A 17,976-nucleotide genomic window follows, 5' to 3' on the forward strand; every position below is an offset into this window, starting at 1 on the left:
GCGTCAGCGATGCTCCAGATAGTCGCTGGTATAGCTCAGCAAGCTGCGCATCGCTTCGCGAGCCGCGTTGGCGTCGCGCCGCTGAATCGCGGCGGCCACCGCGCCATGATTGTCGAGATTCCCTTCGAACACGGTCACCGTGAAGTCGAAGATCGCGCTCAACAGGGCATCGATCGCCCCGTGAAGGCTTTGCAGGACGGGGTTATGCGTCGCGTCGAGAACGGCCAGGTGAAAGGCCTTGTCGGCTGATATCGCCCGGTCCGGGTCATGGCGGTCGCGTGCCATGGCCGCATAGGCCGCGCTGATTGCTTCCCTCTGTGTATCGGTGGCTCGCGCGGCGGCGAGTGCGGCCGCCTCCGGCTCGATGATGCGACGCGCTTCCGCGAAGGCGAGAAGATCGGCCTGGCTGATACCGCTGGCCGCGATCCAGCCGATCAGGTCGCGGTCGAGCCAGCTCCATTCATGTCGCGGGCGCACATGCGTGCCGTGGCGCTGGCGCACGCTGACCAGTCCCTTCGCCGCCAGCATCCGGACGGCTTCCCGCACGACGCTCCGGCTGACCTGGAAGCGCGCCTCCAGCATGGGTTCGGCCGACAGCGTGCCGCCGGGAGGCGGGTTGCCGCCGACGATCTCGATGCCGAGCTGCTCGACCACGCTGCTGGTCCGGGCGGGTTTGCGGTTGGTCATGAGCCTCGAACGATCGGATTCGGCAGGCTTCTTAGCCGCCGCCGACATCCGTCACAAGCGAGGCGGATCAAGGCTCGGCACGCTTGCGATCAAACATCAGATGTTTTACATCAGATGTTAAGAGGCCGTAGTGAAACGACCACGGCCGCCAAAAGTGCGGGAGGATTTGGGCGATGGCGACCGTTGAAGGAACTGTGAACCGGAGCGAAACGATGCGACGGGTCGGCTGGCGCCTGCTGCCGTTCCTGATGCTGCTCTACCTGATCGCCTATATCGACCGCTCGAACATCTCGGTCGCAGCGCTTCAGATGAATGCCGAACTCGGCCTCACCGCCGAGATGTACGGACGGGCGGCCGGCATCTTCTTCGCGACCTATATTATCTTCGAGATCCCCAGCAACATGGTGCTGGCCAAGGTCGGCGCGCGCCGGTGGATCGCCCGCATCATGCTGACCTGGGGCATCATCGCGGCCGGCATGGCCTTCGTCACCAGTGCCAACCAGCTCTACGGCATGCGCCTTCTGCTCGGCGCGGCGGAAGCCGGCTTCACGCCCGGCGTCATCTATTATCTGGCACGCTGGTTCCCCTCGCGGGAACGGGCCAATGCGATGTCGTTCTTCTATATCGGCGCAGCGCTCGCCTCGGTGATCGGCCTGCCTCTGTCGGGGCTGCTCCTTGGCCTCGACGGCTGGCACGGCATGAGCGGCTGGCGCTGGCTTTTCCTGATCGAAGGCATTCCAGCCGTATTGCTGGCCTTCGTGACGCTGAAGTTCCTGACCGAGCGCCCCGCCGATGCAACCTGGCTGGCTCCCGCCGAGCGGGATTGGCTGGAGAAGACCCTCGCGGCTGAACAATCCGCCACGCCGGTGTCGCACACGGCCGGCTGGCGCCAGGCCTTCACCAGCGGCAAGGTCTGGCTGCTGGCGCTGTTCTGGCTGCTGCAGGCCTTCGGCACGATCGGCATCACCCTGTTCCTGCCGCTGATCGTGAAGTCGGTCTCGGGCCAGAGCAACATGACGGTCGGACTGCTCTCGGCGGTGCCGTTCCTGATCGCCTGCATCCTGATGTTCTTCAACGGGCGCCACTCCGATGCGAGCGGCGAGCGGGCGCTTCATCTCGGCCTGCCGCTGGTCCTGGCCGGCCTGGTCCTGGCGGTGGCCGTCCAGTTCGCGGGCCAGCCGACGATCGCCTATCTGCTGCTGGCACTGTCGGTCGGCCTCAACTGGGCCGCGATCCCGGTCTTCTGGGCCGTCACGACGGAATACGTCTCCGGCATCGCCGCAGCCGTTTCGATCGCGCTGATCAACGCGGTGGCAAATCTGGCCGGTCTCGGTCTCCCGCCGGTCATCGGCTGGATCAAGGACGCGACCGGCAACTTCAACATCGCGCTCCTGGTGGTGGCCGCGGCACTGGTGGTCGGCGGGCTGCTGGGCATGGCGCTGGCGCCGCGCCGCCGGGCGGCGGGGGCAACGCAGGGCAATTCGCTCGCCCAGGCCGGACACCGCACGCCATGAGCCCGACTGGCAACGCCACGACCCTGCACGGCATCCACGCCATCGTCTATGCCCTGTTCGACGAGAACGAGGAGCTGGATCGCGCGGCCATGCGGCGGCAGACGCAGCTGTGCCTCGCCGCAGGTGTGCACGGCATGGCGGCCCTCGGTCTGGCGACGGAAGTCGCCAAGCTGTCGGAGGCCGAGCGACGCGCGGTCATGGACTGGGTGGCGGAGGATACCGGCGGGCGCGTCCCGCTGGCCTTCACGATCTACGGGAATTCGGTGGCCGAGCAGATTGCCCAGCTCCGTCATGCAGAAAGCGTCGGCGCCAACTGGGTCATCCTCCAGCCGCCGGCCGTCGGAAGCTTCGCGGCTGGCGAGTACATCCGCTTCTTCGGCCGCGTGGCCGAGAAGAGCACGATCCCCGTGGCGATCCAGAACGCTCCGGCCTTTCTCGGGCGCGGCCTCACGGCCGACGACATCCGTCTGCTGACCCGTCAGTACCCGAACATCAGTCTGCTCAAGGGTGAGGGATCGGCTGTCGAGATCGAACGCGTCATTCAGCTCACCGAAGGACGGGTGCCGGTGTTCAACGGCCGCGCCGGCCTGGAGCTGATCGAGGGCCTGCGAGCCGGTTGTGCCGGCTTCATCCTGGCACCCGACTGCATCGACCACGCTGTGCGCATCTATGAGCGCTTTCGGGCTGGAGAAGAGGCTGAAGCCGAGCAGATGTATGCCGCGGCCCTACCGTCCATCACCTTCGTGATGCAGGGCCTCGAGCACCTGATCTGCTATGGCAAGCGGCTCTTCACGACCCGTACGGGCCTGCCCGCCTTCGATCGGGCCCCGGCGCTGCGGCCGACGGAATTCGGTCTCTCGCTGGTCGCAGCCCATGCCGAGCGGCTGGGGCCGTTTCCGGATATAAACGCCGCGGAAAAGCGGTTAGCCTAGATCGAAAGCACCCCCCGGGCGCAGGCATCTGGCAAGACCTCGGCGGAACACAAGCACCTAATCGAGATCTGCCGCCGGCGCATCGCCGGGCCAGATCGGCAGCGTCTAGTAGATCCGACGCGGGTCGAGAGCGTCGCGAAGGCCGTCTCCAAGAAGATTGACCGCGAGGACGGTCGCCGAGAGAAACGCGGCCGGTATCAGCACGACGTAGAATTTGAGCTGCCAGAGCGTGCGCCCTTCAGCCATGATGTTGCCCCAGGACGGCGTGATCGGCGGCGTCCCGGCGCCGATGAAGGAGAGCACGGCCTCGGTGACCATGGCCGCCGCGCAGATATAGGTCGCCTGGACGATCAGGGGCGAGAGCGAATTCGGCAGGATGTGGCGGAAGATGATGCGCGGCGTGCTCGCCCCGGCGGCGGTCGCCGCCTCGACATAGGGCTGCTCGCGCAGCGAGAGAACGGTCGAGCGGACGAGGCGGGTGACGCGCGGTATCTCGACGATCGTCAGGGCGACGATCACGTTGATCACGGACCCCTTCGTCAGAGCCATGAGCGCGATCGCCAAGAGCATGGAGGGGATCGACATCAGCCCGTCCATGATCCGCATGACCACGACGTCGACGCGCTTGATGAAGCCTGCGATCAAACCCAGCAGGAGACCGCCGAGCGACGAGAAGATCGCGACGGAAAACCCGACCAACAGCGAAATCCGGGCGCCGTACAGAACCCGCGAGTATAGATCGCGCCCCAGCATGTCGGTGCCGAACGGGAACTGGGCTGAAGGTTCGCGCAGGCGACGGGCCAGCGAGGTCGCGGTCGGGTCCATCGTGCAGAGCAGAGGGGCGAGGATCGCGATGGCGACCATCGCGACGAGGACCGTTGCACCGAGTGGGATCGTCGGGTGCCGCCGCATCAGCTTGAGGGCCTCCGCGAACCGCGAGCCTTCCGACCGCCCCGATGCGGCTCCTGCCTGGAATGTGGACGAGCTCAATAGCGGATCCTCGGATCGACGAGCGTGTAGATCAGGTCCACGGCCAGGTTGACGAGCACGTAGACGAAAGAAAACACCAGTACGAGCCCCTGGATGACCGGGTAGTCGCGGCGCAGGATGGCATCCACCGTCAACCGGCCCATGCCGGGGATGGTGAAGACTGTCTCGGTGACCACCGTGCCCCCGATCAGCGCGGCAAAGCCGATGCCGATGACAGTGATCACCGGAACAGCGCCGTTCTTGAGCGCATGGAGGAAGAGGATGGTGCGCGGCCCCAGCCCCTTGGCGCGCGCCGTCCGCACATAATCCTGCTGCAGCACTTCGAGCATGGACGCACGCGTGATCCGGGCGATCAGGACGATGTAGACGAAGCCGAGCGTGATCGCAGGCAGGATCAGCCGCTGCAGCCAGGGCCAGACGCCCTCGGATATCGGCGTGTAGCCTTGCGGCGGGAGCCATTGCAGCTTCAGCGCGAAGGCCCAGGCAAGGATGTATCCGACGACGAAGAGCGGCACCGAAAAGCCGACGACCGAGACGCTCATGATCGCGCGATCGATCCAGCTCCCGCTCTTCCAGGCCGCGACGACACCGAGCGGGACGGCGATGGAGATCGACAGAACGAGGGTCAAGAGCATCACCGAGACCGTCGGGCCGACGCGCTCCGCCATCAGCGCCGTCACCGGTTGGCCGGTGAAGACGGAATTGCCGAGATCGAAATGGACGAGGCGCCACAGCCAGGTGCCGAACTGGACCAGGAAAGGCTGGTCCAGACCCAGGCTTTGCCGAATCCGCTCGATATCGGCCGCCGAGGCCTGATCGCCCGCGATCATCGTGGCGGGATCGCCGGGCGCCAGGAACAGCAGCGAGAACACGGTCAGCGCGACGACCAGCATGACCGGGATCGTCGCCAGGATGCGCTTCACGATATAGGCGAGCATCGGATCACCTGTGACCGACCTGAACCGTCGTGGCGTCAGCCACGTCGGATGTTCCAGAACACCGTGGCGGTACGCACCCGGTCGACGAGGTATTTCTGCAGCGCTGTTTGCCGATAGATGGCGCCGAGCGGGATCGCCGGCAGTTCGTCCATGCCGACGACCTGCATGTCCTGAGCGATGCGCTTGCGCTCGTCGACCGAAGGCGAGTTCAGCCAGGCGTCGCGCAGTTCCTCCAGCTTGGGAATCGTCGGCCAGCCGAACCAGGCGTTGCGGCCATTGCCGCGCAGCATGATGTTCGTGCCCGGATCGACGAACCACGTCCCCGGGAAGAGCCAGCAGCTCAGCGACCAGCCGCCCTTGTCGACCGGCTCTTCCGAGCGACGGCGCTGCGCGACCGAAGCGTTGTCGAGCAGCGCGATGTCGAGGTCGAGGCCGAGCTTGCCCAGCATATCGGCCGCGACCTGGGCGAGCGGCGTGGTCGAGGCGGGACTGTCGGCGGCGCCCAGCAGGCGGACGCGCTCATTGGCGTAGCCGGCCTCCTTCAGCAACTGCTTCGCCTTCTCGATGCTGCGGGGCCCCTTCAGCGGATCGAGCCCGGCCTCGCTGGCCAGAGCCGTTCCGGGCGGGAAGAAGCCGGTGCCGGTCGCGAAGTTCTTGGAGTCCGTACCCGCGACCGCCATGCAGAATTCCGCCTGGTCGATGGCGGGCAACAGGGCCTGGCGGATCTTCTTGTTGTCGAACGGCGCGTTGAGCGCGTTGAGCCGCATCATCGCCATCGAAGGAATGTCCTCGAGGCGCGGCAGGTCGATGTCCTTGAAGTTGGCGAGCAGCTCGACCGTCTCGGAGGTGGGGCCGCCGATCCAGTCGACATCGCCCGTCTGGAGGGCGGCGGCGGCCGTTGCCGCATCGGGAATACGGCGCCATTCCACGCGGTCGAAATGGACCATCTTGGGGCCTGCCGTGAGACCGCTCGTCGTATTCGGCGTCGGCTTGTAGCCCTGGAATTTCTCGAAGACCGCGAGATTGCCGAGCTGGAACTCGTCAGCCTTGAACTTGAACGGACCGGACCCCGTCCGGTCGGTGATCTGCGTCTTTACATCGGTCTGCGCGACGCGCTCGGGCATGATCAGCGGGACCGGTGCGCTGAGCTGCCCAAGGACTGCCGGCAGGATCGGGAAAGGGCGCTTCAGCCGGAACCGCAAGGTGCGATCGTCGACGGCGGCGAGCTCATCCGTCAGCGCGAACAGCGTCGCGCCCATCGGCGCGGCCTGCGACCAGCGCTTCAGGCTCGCCACGCAATCGCGGGCGCGGATCGGCTCGCCATCGTGGAACGTGATGCCGCTCCGCAAAGTGATCGTGCAGCTACGGCCGTCATCGCCCCACAGGAAGCCTTCCGCGAGCTGCGGCTGAGGCTGGAAATTCGCGTCCAGCCCGAACAGCGTGTCGTAGATCATGTAGCCGTAGTCGCGGGTGATATCGACGGTCGACCACATCGGATCGAAGATGGTCAGGTCCGTATAGGGCACGAAGCGGAGCACCTTCTGCGGGGATGACTGCGCAATCGCAGGAGCGCCGATGCCCGCCAGGGCAGCGGCAGCGCCTGCCTTCATGAAGCTGCGTCGATCCATGGTGATCCCCTTATGTCTTGTGCCGCCTCGGATGCGGCCGTGGTCGAGCGAAACTGAACGGTCAGCGGGCCTTGGCGGTCGTGGATTCGACCAGCTCGATCGCGCGGGCGAGCCCGTGGGCAATGCGGTTCGCGCGCTGCCGCAACTGCACGCGCGCCATCCGCGCGGCGTCGGGATCGAGGCGGTGCAACGTCAGGGCCGGCGCGAGCCCCGGCAGAATGCGGCTGGCGCGGCCGAGATCGAACTCGAAAGCGCTGCGCGCGTGATAGAGCACCGGGTTGAGATGACGCCCGAGCCGCAGCAGGAGCGGATCGTCGGCGCCGGTCGGCGTCCAGCCGCGCAGCGCCTGCGCCAGCCGCTCGGCGAGACTGGTCAGATGCGCGATATCGTCGAGGCCGGGCGCTGCCTCGCGATAGGCACGCAGGCCAGCGAGCACATCCTCCGCCATCGTCTCTGACCTGAAGGGCAGTGCGGAAGCGTCGATCAGGCCCGCGACGAGGTTGCGGTAGATCAGCGTATCTACCGCCAGGACCGCGGCATCCATATGCTCGATCGTGTCCTGATCGGTGTGCCACCACCAGGCGAGCCCGCTGCCGTGCAGATGTTCGGGGCTCGCGGCGGGCAAGAAGGCGCTGACCTGCGCGGTGGCGAGCCCGATGCCGCTGAAGCTCTGGTCTGAATTGCGGGCGGATCGGCGAGGATCGATATAGGGATCAAGACGCTTGACCGAACGGTCGACGAAATCCTCCTCCTCCCGCGTCTGCTTGCCGATCGTCGCATCGAGCACTTGCCGGACATAGCTGGCGAGCTCGGCCGTGGTATTCCGCAGCGCCTTGGTCGTACCGCCGCGGCTGCCGACGATGTCCACATTCAGATAGGCAATCGCGTCGCTGTACAGGGAGTCGCGGAACCGGTCCGCATACCAGGACGAGCCGGCATAGCCGCCCTGTTCATGCCCAGTCCAGAACGCGAATTTCACCCCGTAGCGCGGTTTCGGCTGCTGCTTCAGGAGCCGCGCGAGTTCGATGAGCAGGGCAACGCCCGCTGTGTTGTCGGTCGCGCCGTCGCCCCATGTGCAGTAATGCGCGCCGAGCAGGATGTAGCCGGGCTCGCGGCCTTCGATCTCCGCGACCGGCTGCTTCACCTGCCGCCATTCGGTGCGAATCTCGCTCGCCATCGTAACCGGCGAGCCTTCGGCGATGGCCCGCTCGAGTCGCTCTGCCGTGTTGCGGGAGACCTGGACCGCGGGAATGGTCGGCAGCAGCGCCATGTCGGCCGGGCCCGTCGGCGCGCCCCATAGCGGCGAGGCCTGGACGTAATGGCGTTGCGGTCCGTGCGAGATCGCGATGACGCCGAGTGCGCCGGCCCGCTGCGCGCTCATGCAGGCGTCGTAGCGCGGCAGGCCGTCGATCAGGAGGAAGGCGCCCTTCAGTTCGCCCGGCTCCAGCGAGCGGGCGACGCGACCGGTCAGGCCTTGCGTAGGCGTCGATGCCGTGAAGGCCGAGCCGTTGGCGGGAAGGACCTCCCCGCCGATGGTGAGCGAAGCCTTCTCCGGCCAGCTGATGAAGGCATCGAACTCCTGGAACTCGTGCGCGACACCGAACGAGGCCAGCTGCGCGCCGATATAGCGGCAGGCCTCGTCGGCTTTTTCGGAGCCGGGGAGTTTCCGACCCAGGGCGGCCAGCTCGCTGACGACCTGCTGCAATCTCTCGGGCGAGATTCCAGCAGCCGCCGGGTCGGTGATGATCGCGCTCGTCATATGGCCCTCGGCCGGTCTCGTGGTTGATCCACGAGGTCGCAGCCCAGCCGCAACCTCGACTGCGGCGACGTCACGGCGTGACGGAGACGTTCCAGTAGCGCGGCTTCTGCCCCGGCCAGGGCTGGAAGCCGGAGACGTTCTTGCGGACGGCCACGGTCGTGGCGCGCGTCCCCCAGACGATCAGCGGCGTCTCGGTCATCTGCAGGCGATGCAACTCGTCATAGAGCGCCTGCTTGTCCTGCGTGTCGTCGGCGAGAGCGAGCTTCTTCAGCAGCTCCTTCGAGCCGGGACTGTCCCAGACCTTGTCGGCCTGGCGGGCCTTGTCGCCGGTGAAGCGCTCGACGATGAAGAGCGGATCCAGATAGGGGGTGAGGTTCCAGATCATCATCTGGTAGCGCCCGCTGTAGAAGCGCTCGAACTGCGTGGCGAACTCCATGATCTCGACATCGACATTGAGGCCGACGGCCTGCAGCATCGATTGCAGATAGATCGCCGTATCGCTCATGATCGGCGAGGCCTTGCTTGTGATCAGGACGATGCGCTCGCCCTTGTAGCCTGAGGCCTTGATCAGGGCGCGCGCCTTGTCGGGATCGTATTCGGCGCCGCTGCGCTGGACCTTGCCATAGAAGCGGCTCGTCAGCGGGATCAGGGAAGGCGAGGCCACGCTTTCGTCGTCCAGCACGGCCTTGGCGAGGCTTTGCCGATCGATCGCATGGCTGATCGCCTGGCGTATCCGGGGGTCGGCCAGCACGGGATCGCGCGACTGCAGCGGGACGGTGTAGATGCCGGCGACGGGTGTCGTCGTCACCGTGACGTTCTTGTCGTTCGCGAAATCCTTGATCGATGCCGCATCGACATCGGTCCACAGGTCGAGCTGGCCCTGAAGGATGCCGAGCTTGGCAACCTGTGCGTCGGGCACGAGATTGATCCTGACCTTCTCGACCTTGGCTTCCTTTGCCCCGGCGAGCCCATCCGACGGCTCGCTCCTGGACTTGTAGTCCGCGAAGCGGCTGAGCTCGACATATTGGCCCTTGCGCCATTCGGTCATCTTGAACGGGCCGGTGCCGATCGCCGTCGTCCAATTGCCGCCGGCATCGATCGAATCCGGATGGGCGATGCCCGTGGAATCGCAATCGGCACGGGCCATCGCACTCAGGAACGAGCCGCTTTTCTCCGCGAGCTGGAACACGACATGGCGTTCATCGACTGCCTTAACCGACTCGATCTTGGTCGCGTTGGTGCCATTGAACGCCCCCCGGCAGGGCCACGCCGATTTGGGATCGAGAAAACGCTCCCAGGTCCAGACGACCTCCCTCGCCGTCAGCGGCGCGCCGTTATGGAACTTCACGCCGTCACGGAGGGTGAAGGTGTAGGTCTTGCCGTCGTCGGAGGTCTCGATCTTCTCGGCCAGCATCGGGGCGACGGTGCCATCCGCCCGCCAGGCGACCAGCCCCTCATAGATGTTCTGCAGGACGCTGCCCGTGGCAGTGTCCGGGCTGCGCCCCGGCATGAGGCCGCGGATATCGGATGTGATCATGGTGCGCAGCGTCTGGGCCTGCGCAGCGCTTCCCGCGGCGGCGAAGACGGTCAATCCGAGGGCAAGAACCGCAATAGCTCGCATCTCAATCTCCGGCGTTTTCGATCGTGCCCGCGGCGCCCGCGGCGTGGATTTTCTCCGCAACCCGGCTGCAGAGCCCGGACCGCGCTCCTTGTTCTTCAGCGAGCCTCGCGAGGCGTTCGATCAGAGGCAGGCGCGCGGCGCGGCCGACGCCGATGTCGGCGCGCGGGTGGAAGGTCAGGCAGGCGTAGCCATCGACCGCCAACAGAGCCGAAAGCTCCTCGCGCATGAGCTCTTCCGCCCGGTCCTGCGTCACGCGCCGGCGAAAATGAGTCGCGTCGGTCAGGCCTTCCGAGATCGGAAGCTCGACCATGCCATCGCGGCCATGCGAGGCGAGCGCGTAGGGGCTGTCGTCATCGAGGAAGCTCGAGTCGTAGCGATATCCAAGCGCCTGCAGGATCGGGATCGTGTTTTGCGAGAGCGTGCCGGTCGGCGCCCGGAAGCCGCGCGGCGCAACACCGCTCAAGCGTCGCAACACCTCATGCGCCTCACCGATGAGCGATGCCTCCTCGTCCCGGGCGAGCTTGGCATGATCCTCGAAAGCCCTGCCATGGCTGGCGATCTCATGGCCCTCACGCAGGCAGCGCTCGACGAGCCGGGGCAGTCTCTCAGCCTCCATGGCAGGCCAAAAGAAGGTGGCGGGGAGACCGTACTCATGCAGCGCATCGAGCACTCTCGCGAGGCCGATCCGATAGGTGTAGCGGCCATGTGCGTCGCGGCCGAACAGCTCTGCCTCGGGCGTGCTCGCCGCCTCCGGCCCGATGCCATGCACATTCACGGTGATAAGAAGCGTGCCGCTCATGACCGGGCATCCCGCCAGCGCGCGGCATCGCCGAGACAATATTCAGCCAGCTCGCGGCAGGTCATGAAGCGCGCACCGGGCACCGCTTTCGCGTAGGACAGGAAGCGATCCACGGCAGCGGCCCGCGCCGGCGTGCCCGAGCCACCGCCGGCACGCGGATGAACCGTCAGATGCACGTAGCCGTCCCGGTCGAGCGCCGCGTCGAACTCCTGGACGAAATTGCGCTCGACTTCCGCAGCCGAGGCCCCGCCCGTGAAATACATCGGGAAATCGTCGAGCGAGACTGTGTTGTTCGGCAGGATCATGAAGCCATCCTCCAGCAGGTAGGGGATGTCTTCGTCCTTTTCGCTCGCGTCGTAGATGTAGCCGAGACGGCGCAGCGTCGGCAGCGTCAGCCGGCTTTTGCGGCCGGAAGGCGAGCACCAGCCGACCGGCGGCTGCCCGAAGTCGGCGAGGATCCGGTGGGTTTTTTCCAGAAGTTCCGGCTCGCGCTCGCCGAGGTCGAAACCCTCGTGCTGGTAACCATGCGCGGCGATCTCGTGGCCAGCCTCGTGAATCTCGTGAAACGGCTCGGGCCAGTGCTCGGCATCATAGCCGCAGCAGAAGAAGGTCGCCTTGACCCCATGTCGACCGAGCATGTCGAGATAGCGGCGGATGCCCCGACGCAAGGCGTAGTTGCCACGGCTGTTGATCCCCAGCGCGTTCCGGCCCCGCCCTGCCTCGACCGCGGGCCCGTCGACATGGATCGTCACGCAGACAATCGCCCTCGCCCCACCCGGCCATTCCATCCCGCGATCAGACGCTTTTGCACTTGAAGCCATCGGCTTCCATTCCCCTTCGGTCGCGCCGGTCGGCGCCGGATCCCCAGCGCGGACCAACGGTCGATTGCGCGGGAGCTTGCGTCGCGGAGAAGCCAATGTCAAATTATTGAACCGATGGTTCATCTAGCGAACCAATCGCGTTAGAGTGGTGACGGATTCGCCGAATCATTGGCTCAAGCGCCAAGGCGGCTGGTCAGAAGGAGAGCACCGGTCATGAGTGCGGCACCGCCGAAAGAGATCGAGCAGTATCGGGTCGACGCGGTCGATGCCGCGCTCGGCGTTTTGATGCTGATCGCGGAGACGCCGGATCTCGGATTATCCGAGCTCACACGACGTTCCGGCCAGAGCAAGGCCCGCGTCTATCGGCTGCTTTGCAGCCTGGAGGCCAATGGCTTCGTCAACTGTTCGACGGAGAAGCGGAGTTACAGGCTGGGGCTGGCCGCGTTGGCGGTCGGCAATGCAGCCGCCCGGCAGATCGACATCGCGCGAGCGGCAGGGCCGATCATTGCCAAGCTCGGCAGCGGCACCGGCGAAACGGTCCAGCTTCGCGTGCGGGACGGTCGGAACAGCCTGTGTGTTGCGGGCTGGGAGCCGGAAAGAGCGGTGAAGGTCCAGGCCAATATCGGGGGAAGCCGGCCGATGCATGCCGGCTCAGGCGTCGTGTTGCTCGCCTTTCAAGACGAAGCTTTTCGGGAGATGGTCCTCAGCGAGCCTCTCGAGGCCTTCACCGATCGCACCTGCGTGGACCCCGGGCGCCTTCGGCAGGTTCTCGCGACGGTTCGCGAGCAGGGCTATTACGTCAGCCATGGCGAAGTGAGCCCTGATCTGATCTCGATCTCGGCCCCGGTGATGGGCCCCGACGGCAAGATCATCGCCACCATTCATATCGGCGCACCGACCGGGCGCGTCAGCGACAACCTTCTCCCCAGCCATATCGAGACAGTCCGCAGCGCCGCACGGGAGCTTTCGGCACTGCTCGCCGGACCACGGGCCGCAATCTGACGGCTGCTCGAGCAGCGTCAACGCGCAACAAGCGCCAAAGATGAGGATGCCATCGACATGGCCCTAGCAGCACCAACCAATGATGCCGTCGAATGCGCGATTGTCCGCGCGGTCTCTGCAGAGCGCATGATGAGCGACCTTGAGACCTTCGCCCAATGGTCGAAGGTCGCGGCAACCGCCGGCGAGGCAGCCAGTTTCGACTGGCTCAAGCAGCAGCTCGACGACATCGGCCTACGGACCAGACTCATCTCCCACGACGCCTATATCAGCATTCCCGGCCCTGCCCGGTTGAGCGCCTACGGTCGGACGATCCCCGCCATCACGCACGCGATGGCGGTCCCCTCCCCGCATGATGGATTGACAGGCGTTCTCGTCGATCTCGGTGACGGCTCTCGTCAGTCCTTCGGCGGACGGGATGTCCGGGGGCGGATCGTCCTGGTCGATGGGATCGCCAGCCCTGGCGTTGCCGCCCTTGCGACGGCGGCGGGTGCGATCGGCGTCGTCCAGATCAGCCCCCATCACCTGCTGCACGAGATGTGCATCTCGCCGATCTGGGGAAACCCGTCCGCGGACACGCGATCGGCACTGCCGGAGGTCGTCGTCGTCACCGTCAGCAACGAGGACGGCCTCGCCCTGCGGGAACGCCTGACTGCCGAGACGATCGAGGTCACGCTTCACGCGGAAGTCGATACCGGCTGGCGCAAAACACCCCTCCTGGTGGGTGAGCTGCCCTGCACCGAGGATCCGGACGAGCCCTTCATCCTGCTCTCCTGCCATGTCGACACCTGGTTCCAGGGCGTGATGGATAATGGCTCTGCGAATATCTCGATGCTGGAAGTCGTGCGGCTGTGCGCGAAGGAGCGACAGAGCTGGAAGCGGGGCTTGCGCATCTGCTTCTGGTCCGGCCACTCGCAGGGGCGCTATTCGGGCTCGGCCTGGTATGCCGACAACCATTGGATGGAACTCGACGCGCGCTGCGCGGCCCATGTCAATCTCGACAGTCCCGGCGGTATCGGCGCGAAGGATCTGACCAGGACCGGTTCTGCCGGCGGCCTCTTCGACGTCGCGGCTGCTGCGATCGCCGCGGAGACCGGGCAGAAGCTCGCCGGGCGGCGCAAGGCCCGATCCGCAGACGATTCCTTTCCCGGCGTCGGCATTCCATCGGTGTTCGGAAGCCTCAGCATGCAGGAGCCCAACGCGCTCAAGATGCGGAACGATCTCGGCTGGTGGTGGCACACCGAGCATGACCTCATCGACAAGATCGACCCCGATTTCCTTGCCCGCGATACCAGGGTCGTATTGCGGGTGGTCCGAGCCCTGCTCACCGGCGAGCGCCTGCCGCTGAGCTATTCTGCACAGATATCCAACCTTGCGGGCGAGCTCGAAGCCCTGTCCGGCCGACTGCAGGGGCGCCTGGATCTTGGGGAGGCGCTCAACTCAGTCGCAGCGCTCTTGGCGGCGCTTGCTCCATTCGATCATGGTGACATCGAACCGGCGACGCATGATCACGCGCTGATGCGGCTGAGCCGCATCCTCGTGCCCCTGGACTACACCTCGGGCAACCGCTTCATCCATGACCCCGCACTGTCCCTGCCCGCTTGGCCCGTTCTGGACGCGGTCAGGCGCCTCGCCGTAGCGGGAAGCGATGACGAAGTCCGTTTTGCGGCCGTCGATGCCGTCCGAGCCCGCAACCGATTGACGGATGGCCTGCGCAGAGCCTTGTCCCTGGTGCAAGCGGTCGCTATCGGGTCGAGGGGCTGAGGCCATGAACGCCAACTCACCGACCGCTGGCGACGCGCCGAAGCTGCTTCGCGATGTCATGGTCACGATGCGCGATGGCATCCGGCTGGCAACCGATGTCTATTTGCCGGTGCACGGTGAAGGGCCTTTCCACGCGATCCTGGAACGAACGCCGTATGGGAAGCGTCTGGCCTCTCGCTCGGAACTGATGCTCGGCAGCGAGCGCCCCATGAGCCGAGCCGAGGTGGCTGCAGCCTTCTGCGCGGCCGGTTATGCGGTCGTCTTTCAGGATTGCCGCGGGCGCTATGGCTCCGAAGGAGAATTCACGAAATACCTGTCCGAAGCACCGGACGGCTACGACACGATCCAGTGGATTGCGGGGCAGCCGTGGTGCACGGGCAAGGTCGGCACGATGGGCCTGTCCTACGCCGCGCACACGCAATTGGCAGCAGCGTGCCTCGCTCCGCCGGCCCTCGCCGGGATGATCCTCGATTCCGGCGGCTTCTCGAATGCCTATCGCTGCGGGATCAGGCAGGGCGGAGCCTTCGAACTGAAGCAGGCGACCTGGGCCTACAATCGCGCTCAGGAGGGGCGTGCTTGCGCCGAAAATCCAGAGCTGCGTGCCGCGCTGGCGGCGGAAAGCATCATCGACTGGTTCGGGCGCATGCCCTGGAGCCGGGGCAACTCCCCGATCCGATGGGAGCCGGAATATGAGAGCTACCTCCTGGAACAGTGGCAGAACGGCAGCTTCAACGACTACTGGAAGGCGCTGGGCATCTACGCCGCCGGCTACTACGACCGGATTCCCGACATCCCCGTGCTGCTGATGTCGAGCTGGTACGACGTTTATGTGCCGACGACCTTCGAGAATCTCGCCGGGTTGAGCCGCGGCCACCACCGCCCCGAGCTGGTGATGGGACCGTGGACCCATGGAAACAGGACAGAGCGGGTTTTTGGCGATGTCGATTTCGGCCCTTCAGCGCCTTTCGACGGGAACATCGGAGAGAGCTGGCTACAGTTCCGGATCGCCTGCTTCGACCGATGGCTGAAAGGAGGCGCATCTGCAAGCGAGACCCCGGTGCGGCTCTTCGTGATGGGCGGCGGCACGGGACGGAAGACCGAGGCCGGCTTTCTCGACCATGGCGGGCACTGGATCGAAGCAGCAAACTGGCCCCCGCCACAAGCTCACGAGACGGCCTTCCATCTCCACGCGAATGGAACGTTGTCGATGGCAGGTCCCGCAACGGCGGAAGACGCGCTCACCTACGACTTCGATCCGCGAGATCCGGTGCCAACCATCGGCGGTGCACTGACGAGCGGTCAGCCTGTCTTCGAAGGCGGGGCTTTCGATCAACGCGAGGATCTACGCTTCTTCGGCTGCCGCACGCCGGGGCTGCCGCTATCGTCGCGCCCGGATGTCCTGATGTTCGAGACGGAGCCGCTGGCGACCGACCTGACGATCGTCGGACCCGTCACACTACATCTCTGGGTTTCCTCAGATGCGCCGGATACCGATTTCACCGCAAAGCTCATCGATGTTCATCCGCCGAGCGCGGATTATCCAACTGGCTTCGCGATGAACCTCAGCGACGGGATTTTCCGATGCCGCTATCGCCATTCTTGGGAGAGCCCCAAGATGATCGGAAGCGGCGAGGTGTTCGAGATCGTCATCGAGCTCTTCGCAACCGCCAATCTGTTCAAGGCAGGGCATCGCATCCGTCTCGACGTCTCATCGTCCAACTTCCCCAAATTCGACGTGAACCCGAATACCGGAGCTCCGGAAGGTCAGGGGCGAGCGAAGAACATCGCCCGCAACACGGTTCATTTCGGCCGTGAAACGCCCTCGCGATTGCTGGTCCACGCGATGCGGACGGTGTGAAGTCACGCAGGAAACCGTCGCTCGGCTCGCAACATTCGCCCATTCTTCGGAGCAAAATTCGGCCGTTCTGCCATCCGCCTTGTAGTAGCCTCCCGCGGCAGGGGCCGCCGACGCCAGAGTTGTACGGGTTGATCGCGGCCTTCGACGGCCCAGGCGGGCGCGGATGCATCTCGGGAGAAGACTGTGCAGAATACCGACAAGATTTGGACGATCGTCGATTCAAAGCAGGCGGACTACATCGAGCTGAGCGACCGCATCTTTGAAATGCCCGAGCTCAACTACCGGGAGGTCAAGTCGGCCGCCGCCCATGCCGAGCAGCTTCGGCGCGAGGGATTTCGCGTGGAGACGGGCATCGCCGGATTGCCGACCGCTGTCATGGGCGAGGCGGGAGAAGAAGGCCCGGTGATCGCCATCCTCGGCGAATACGATGCGCTGCCGGAGCTGTCGCAGACCCCCGGCGTCTCCGAGCACCGACCGCTTCCGAACCAGCCGGCCGGCCATGGCTGCGGCCATAACCTGCTGGGAGCCGGCGCCATGCTAGCGGCCGCGGCCGTCAAGGATTTCCTCGCGGAGCGCGGGCTCAAGGGCCGTGTGCGGTACTATGGCTGCCCGGCGGAGGAAGGCGGGGCTGGCAAGGCGTTCATGGTCAAGGAAGGCGCCTTCAAGGACGTCGACATCGCGATTTCCTGGCACCCGGCGGATTTCGCGGCGGTAACCGCTGCGATGTCTCTGGCCAACACGACGATCGACTTCGAGTTCTCCGGCCGCGCCAGCCACGCCGCTGCGGCGCCGCATCTCGGCCGTTCCGCGCTCGACGCCGCCGAGCTGATGAATATCGGCGTCAACTACATGCGCGAGCACATGCCTTCCGATGCCCGCATTCACTACGCCTATCTGGATGCCGGCGGCATCGCGCCGAATGTCGTGCAGGCCAAGGCCAGGCTGCGCTACGTCGTGCGCGCGACGATGGTCTCCCAAGTGCACGAGCTCCTCGCCCGCGTCCGGAAAATCGCCGAAGGCGCGGCACTGATGACCGAGACCACCGTTACCGACGAGGTCGTCAGCGCAATGAGCAACCTGCTGGCCAACACGCCTCTCGAAGATGCCATGCAGCGCAACTTCGATCGCCTCGGTCCGCCCCCGTTCGATGCGGAGGACGTCGCCTTCGCCCGGCGCATGCAGAAGACCGTGACGCCCGCCCATGTCGAAAGCGCTTTCCGGCGCTCGGGTTTGCCGGCGACGGATTTCCCGCTCTGCAACGCGATCGCGCCCAAGGACGTTCCGGGGCCGCGGATGATGGGCTCGACCGATGTCGGAGACGTCTCCTGGGCCGTGCCGACGGTCCAGGCGCGCGGGGCGACCTATACGATCGGCACGCCCGGGCATTCCTGGCAGTTGACGGCCCACGGGCAGTCGCCGCTGGCCCATAAGGGCATGGTTCACGTCGCGAAGGTCATGGCGGGTGTCGCCGTGGACGTGCTCGTCGAGCCGGGATTGCTGGAACAGGCCAAGGCCGATTTCGAGGAGCGCTTGGTCCGCACCCCCTACAAGGCGCTCCTGCCGGACGATGCCAAGCCGCCTTTCCATATGTTCTGACGCGTGAAGAAGCATGGCCCGACCGGCGATGGGTCGGGCCATGAGCTTGCGCGAGCTCGCGGTTCGACGG

Annotated in this window: 14 protein-coding genes; 6 read left to right on the forward strand and 8 right to left on the reverse strand. The window is 65.7% G+C overall.

Annotated features, from left to right (window positions below):
* Positions 1–3: 3 nt before the first annotated feature.
* Positions 4–687 carry a FadR/GntR family transcriptional regulator gene (locus CE453_RS24110; RefSeq protein ID WP_248307861.1) on the reverse strand — a complete coding sequence of 228 codons (684 nt, stop codon included), beginning with the start codon at positions 685–687 and terminating at the stop codon, positions 4–6.
* Positions 688–899: 212 nt separating this feature from the next.
* On the opposite strand from CE453_RS24110, the gene CE453_RS24115 reads away from it, so the two are divergent.
* Both CE453_RS24115 and CE453_RS24120 read left to right on the forward strand, forming a co-directional pair.
* The gene (locus CE453_RS24115; RefSeq protein WP_198302195.1) at positions 900–2,201 is read left to right on the forward strand and encodes an MFS transporter; all 1,302 of its coding nucleotides are present in this window, start codon (positions 900–902) and stop codon (positions 2,199–2,201) included.
* Positions 2,198–3,133, forward strand: coding sequence for a dihydrodipicolinate synthase family protein (locus CE453_RS24120; protein WP_089176889.1), 936 nt, complete (start codon positions 2,198–2,200; stop codon positions 3,131–3,133). Before CE453_RS24115 ends, CE453_RS24120 begins: the two co-directional genes overlap by 4 nt.
* Positions 3,134–3,238: 105 nt before the next feature.
* On the opposite strand, the gene CE453_RS24125 is transcribed toward CE453_RS24120, so the two are convergent.
* The 7 genes from CE453_RS24125 to CE453_RS24155 all read right to left on the reverse strand — a co-directional run bounded on the left by CE453_RS24125 (position 3,239) and on the right by CE453_RS24155 (position 11,620).
* Positions 3,239–4,123, reverse strand: a complete 885-nt coding sequence (locus CE453_RS24125) for an ABC transporter permease (RefSeq protein WP_248307862.1) — start codon at positions 4,121–4,123, stop codon at positions 3,239–3,241.
* On the reverse strand, positions 4,120–5,061 hold the full coding sequence (locus CE453_RS24130; RefSeq protein WP_089176890.1) for an ABC transporter permease: 942 nt from the start codon (positions 5,059–5,061) through the stop codon (positions 4,120–4,122). Before CE453_RS24130 ends, CE453_RS24125 begins: the two co-directional genes overlap by 4 nt.
* A gap of 35 nt (positions 5,062–5,096) precedes the next feature.
* Entirely contained in the window at positions 5,097–6,689 is a 1,593-nt protein-coding gene (locus tag CE453_RS24135) for an ABC transporter substrate-binding protein (RefSeq protein WP_089176891.1), read from the reverse strand.
* 61 nt (positions 6,690–6,750) lie between these two features.
* A complete protein-coding gene (locus CE453_RS24140) occupies positions 6,751–8,448 on the reverse strand; it encodes a M20/M25/M40 family metallo-hydrolase (protein WP_089176892.1) in 1,698 nt (565 codons plus the stop codon).
* 70 nt (positions 8,449–8,518) lie between these two features.
* A complete protein-coding gene (locus CE453_RS24145; RefSeq protein WP_089176893.1) occupies positions 8,519–10,069 on the reverse strand; it encodes an ABC transporter substrate-binding protein in 1,551 nt (516 codons plus the stop codon).
* Position 10,070: 1 nt separating this feature from the next.
* Positions 10,071–10,868 (reverse strand): polysaccharide deacetylase family protein, encoded by a 798-nt coding sequence (locus CE453_RS24150; RefSeq protein WP_089176894.1) that lies wholly within the window; start codon positions 10,866–10,868, stop codon positions 10,071–10,073.
* Entirely contained in the window at positions 10,865–11,620 is a 756-nt protein-coding gene (locus CE453_RS24155; RefSeq protein ID WP_248307863.1) for a polysaccharide deacetylase family protein, read from the reverse strand. Before CE453_RS24155 ends, CE453_RS24150 begins: the two co-directional genes overlap by 4 nt.
* Before the next feature lie 282 nt (positions 11,621–11,902).
* Here CE453_RS24155 and CE453_RS24160 point away from each other — a divergent pair, with 282 nt between their 5' ends.
* The 4 genes from CE453_RS24160 to CE453_RS24175 all read left to right on the forward strand — a co-directional run bounded on the left by CE453_RS24160 (position 11,903) and on the right by CE453_RS24175 (position 17,906).
* Positions 11,903–12,691 carry an IclR family transcriptional regulator gene (locus CE453_RS24160; RefSeq protein WP_089176895.1) on the forward strand — a complete coding sequence of 263 codons (789 nt, stop codon included), beginning with the start codon at positions 11,903–11,905 and terminating at the stop codon, positions 12,689–12,691.
* A gap of 126 nt (positions 12,692–12,817) precedes the next feature.
* Positions 12,818–14,452: a M28 family peptidase gene (locus CE453_RS24165; RefSeq protein WP_248307864.1), complete on the forward strand. Its 1,635-nt coding sequence runs from the start codon at positions 12,818–12,820 to the stop codon at positions 14,450–14,452.
* Positions 14,453–14,456: 4 nt separating this feature from the next.
* Positions 14,457–16,310, forward strand: coding sequence for a CocE/NonD family hydrolase (locus CE453_RS24170; protein WP_248307865.1), 1,854 nt, complete (start codon positions 14,457–14,459; stop codon positions 16,308–16,310).
* A 183-nt stretch (positions 16,311–16,493) separates the two neighbouring features.
* A complete protein-coding gene (locus tag CE453_RS24175; protein ID WP_089176897.1) occupies positions 16,494–17,906 on the forward strand; it encodes a M20 family metallopeptidase in 1,413 nt (470 codons plus the stop codon).
* Positions 17,907–17,976 lie beyond the last annotated feature (70 nt).

Origin of the sequence: Bosea sp. AS-1, assembly GCF_002220095.1 — a bacterium.
Lineage (GTDB): Bacteria > Pseudomonadota > Alphaproteobacteria > Rhizobiales > Beijerinckiaceae > Allobosea.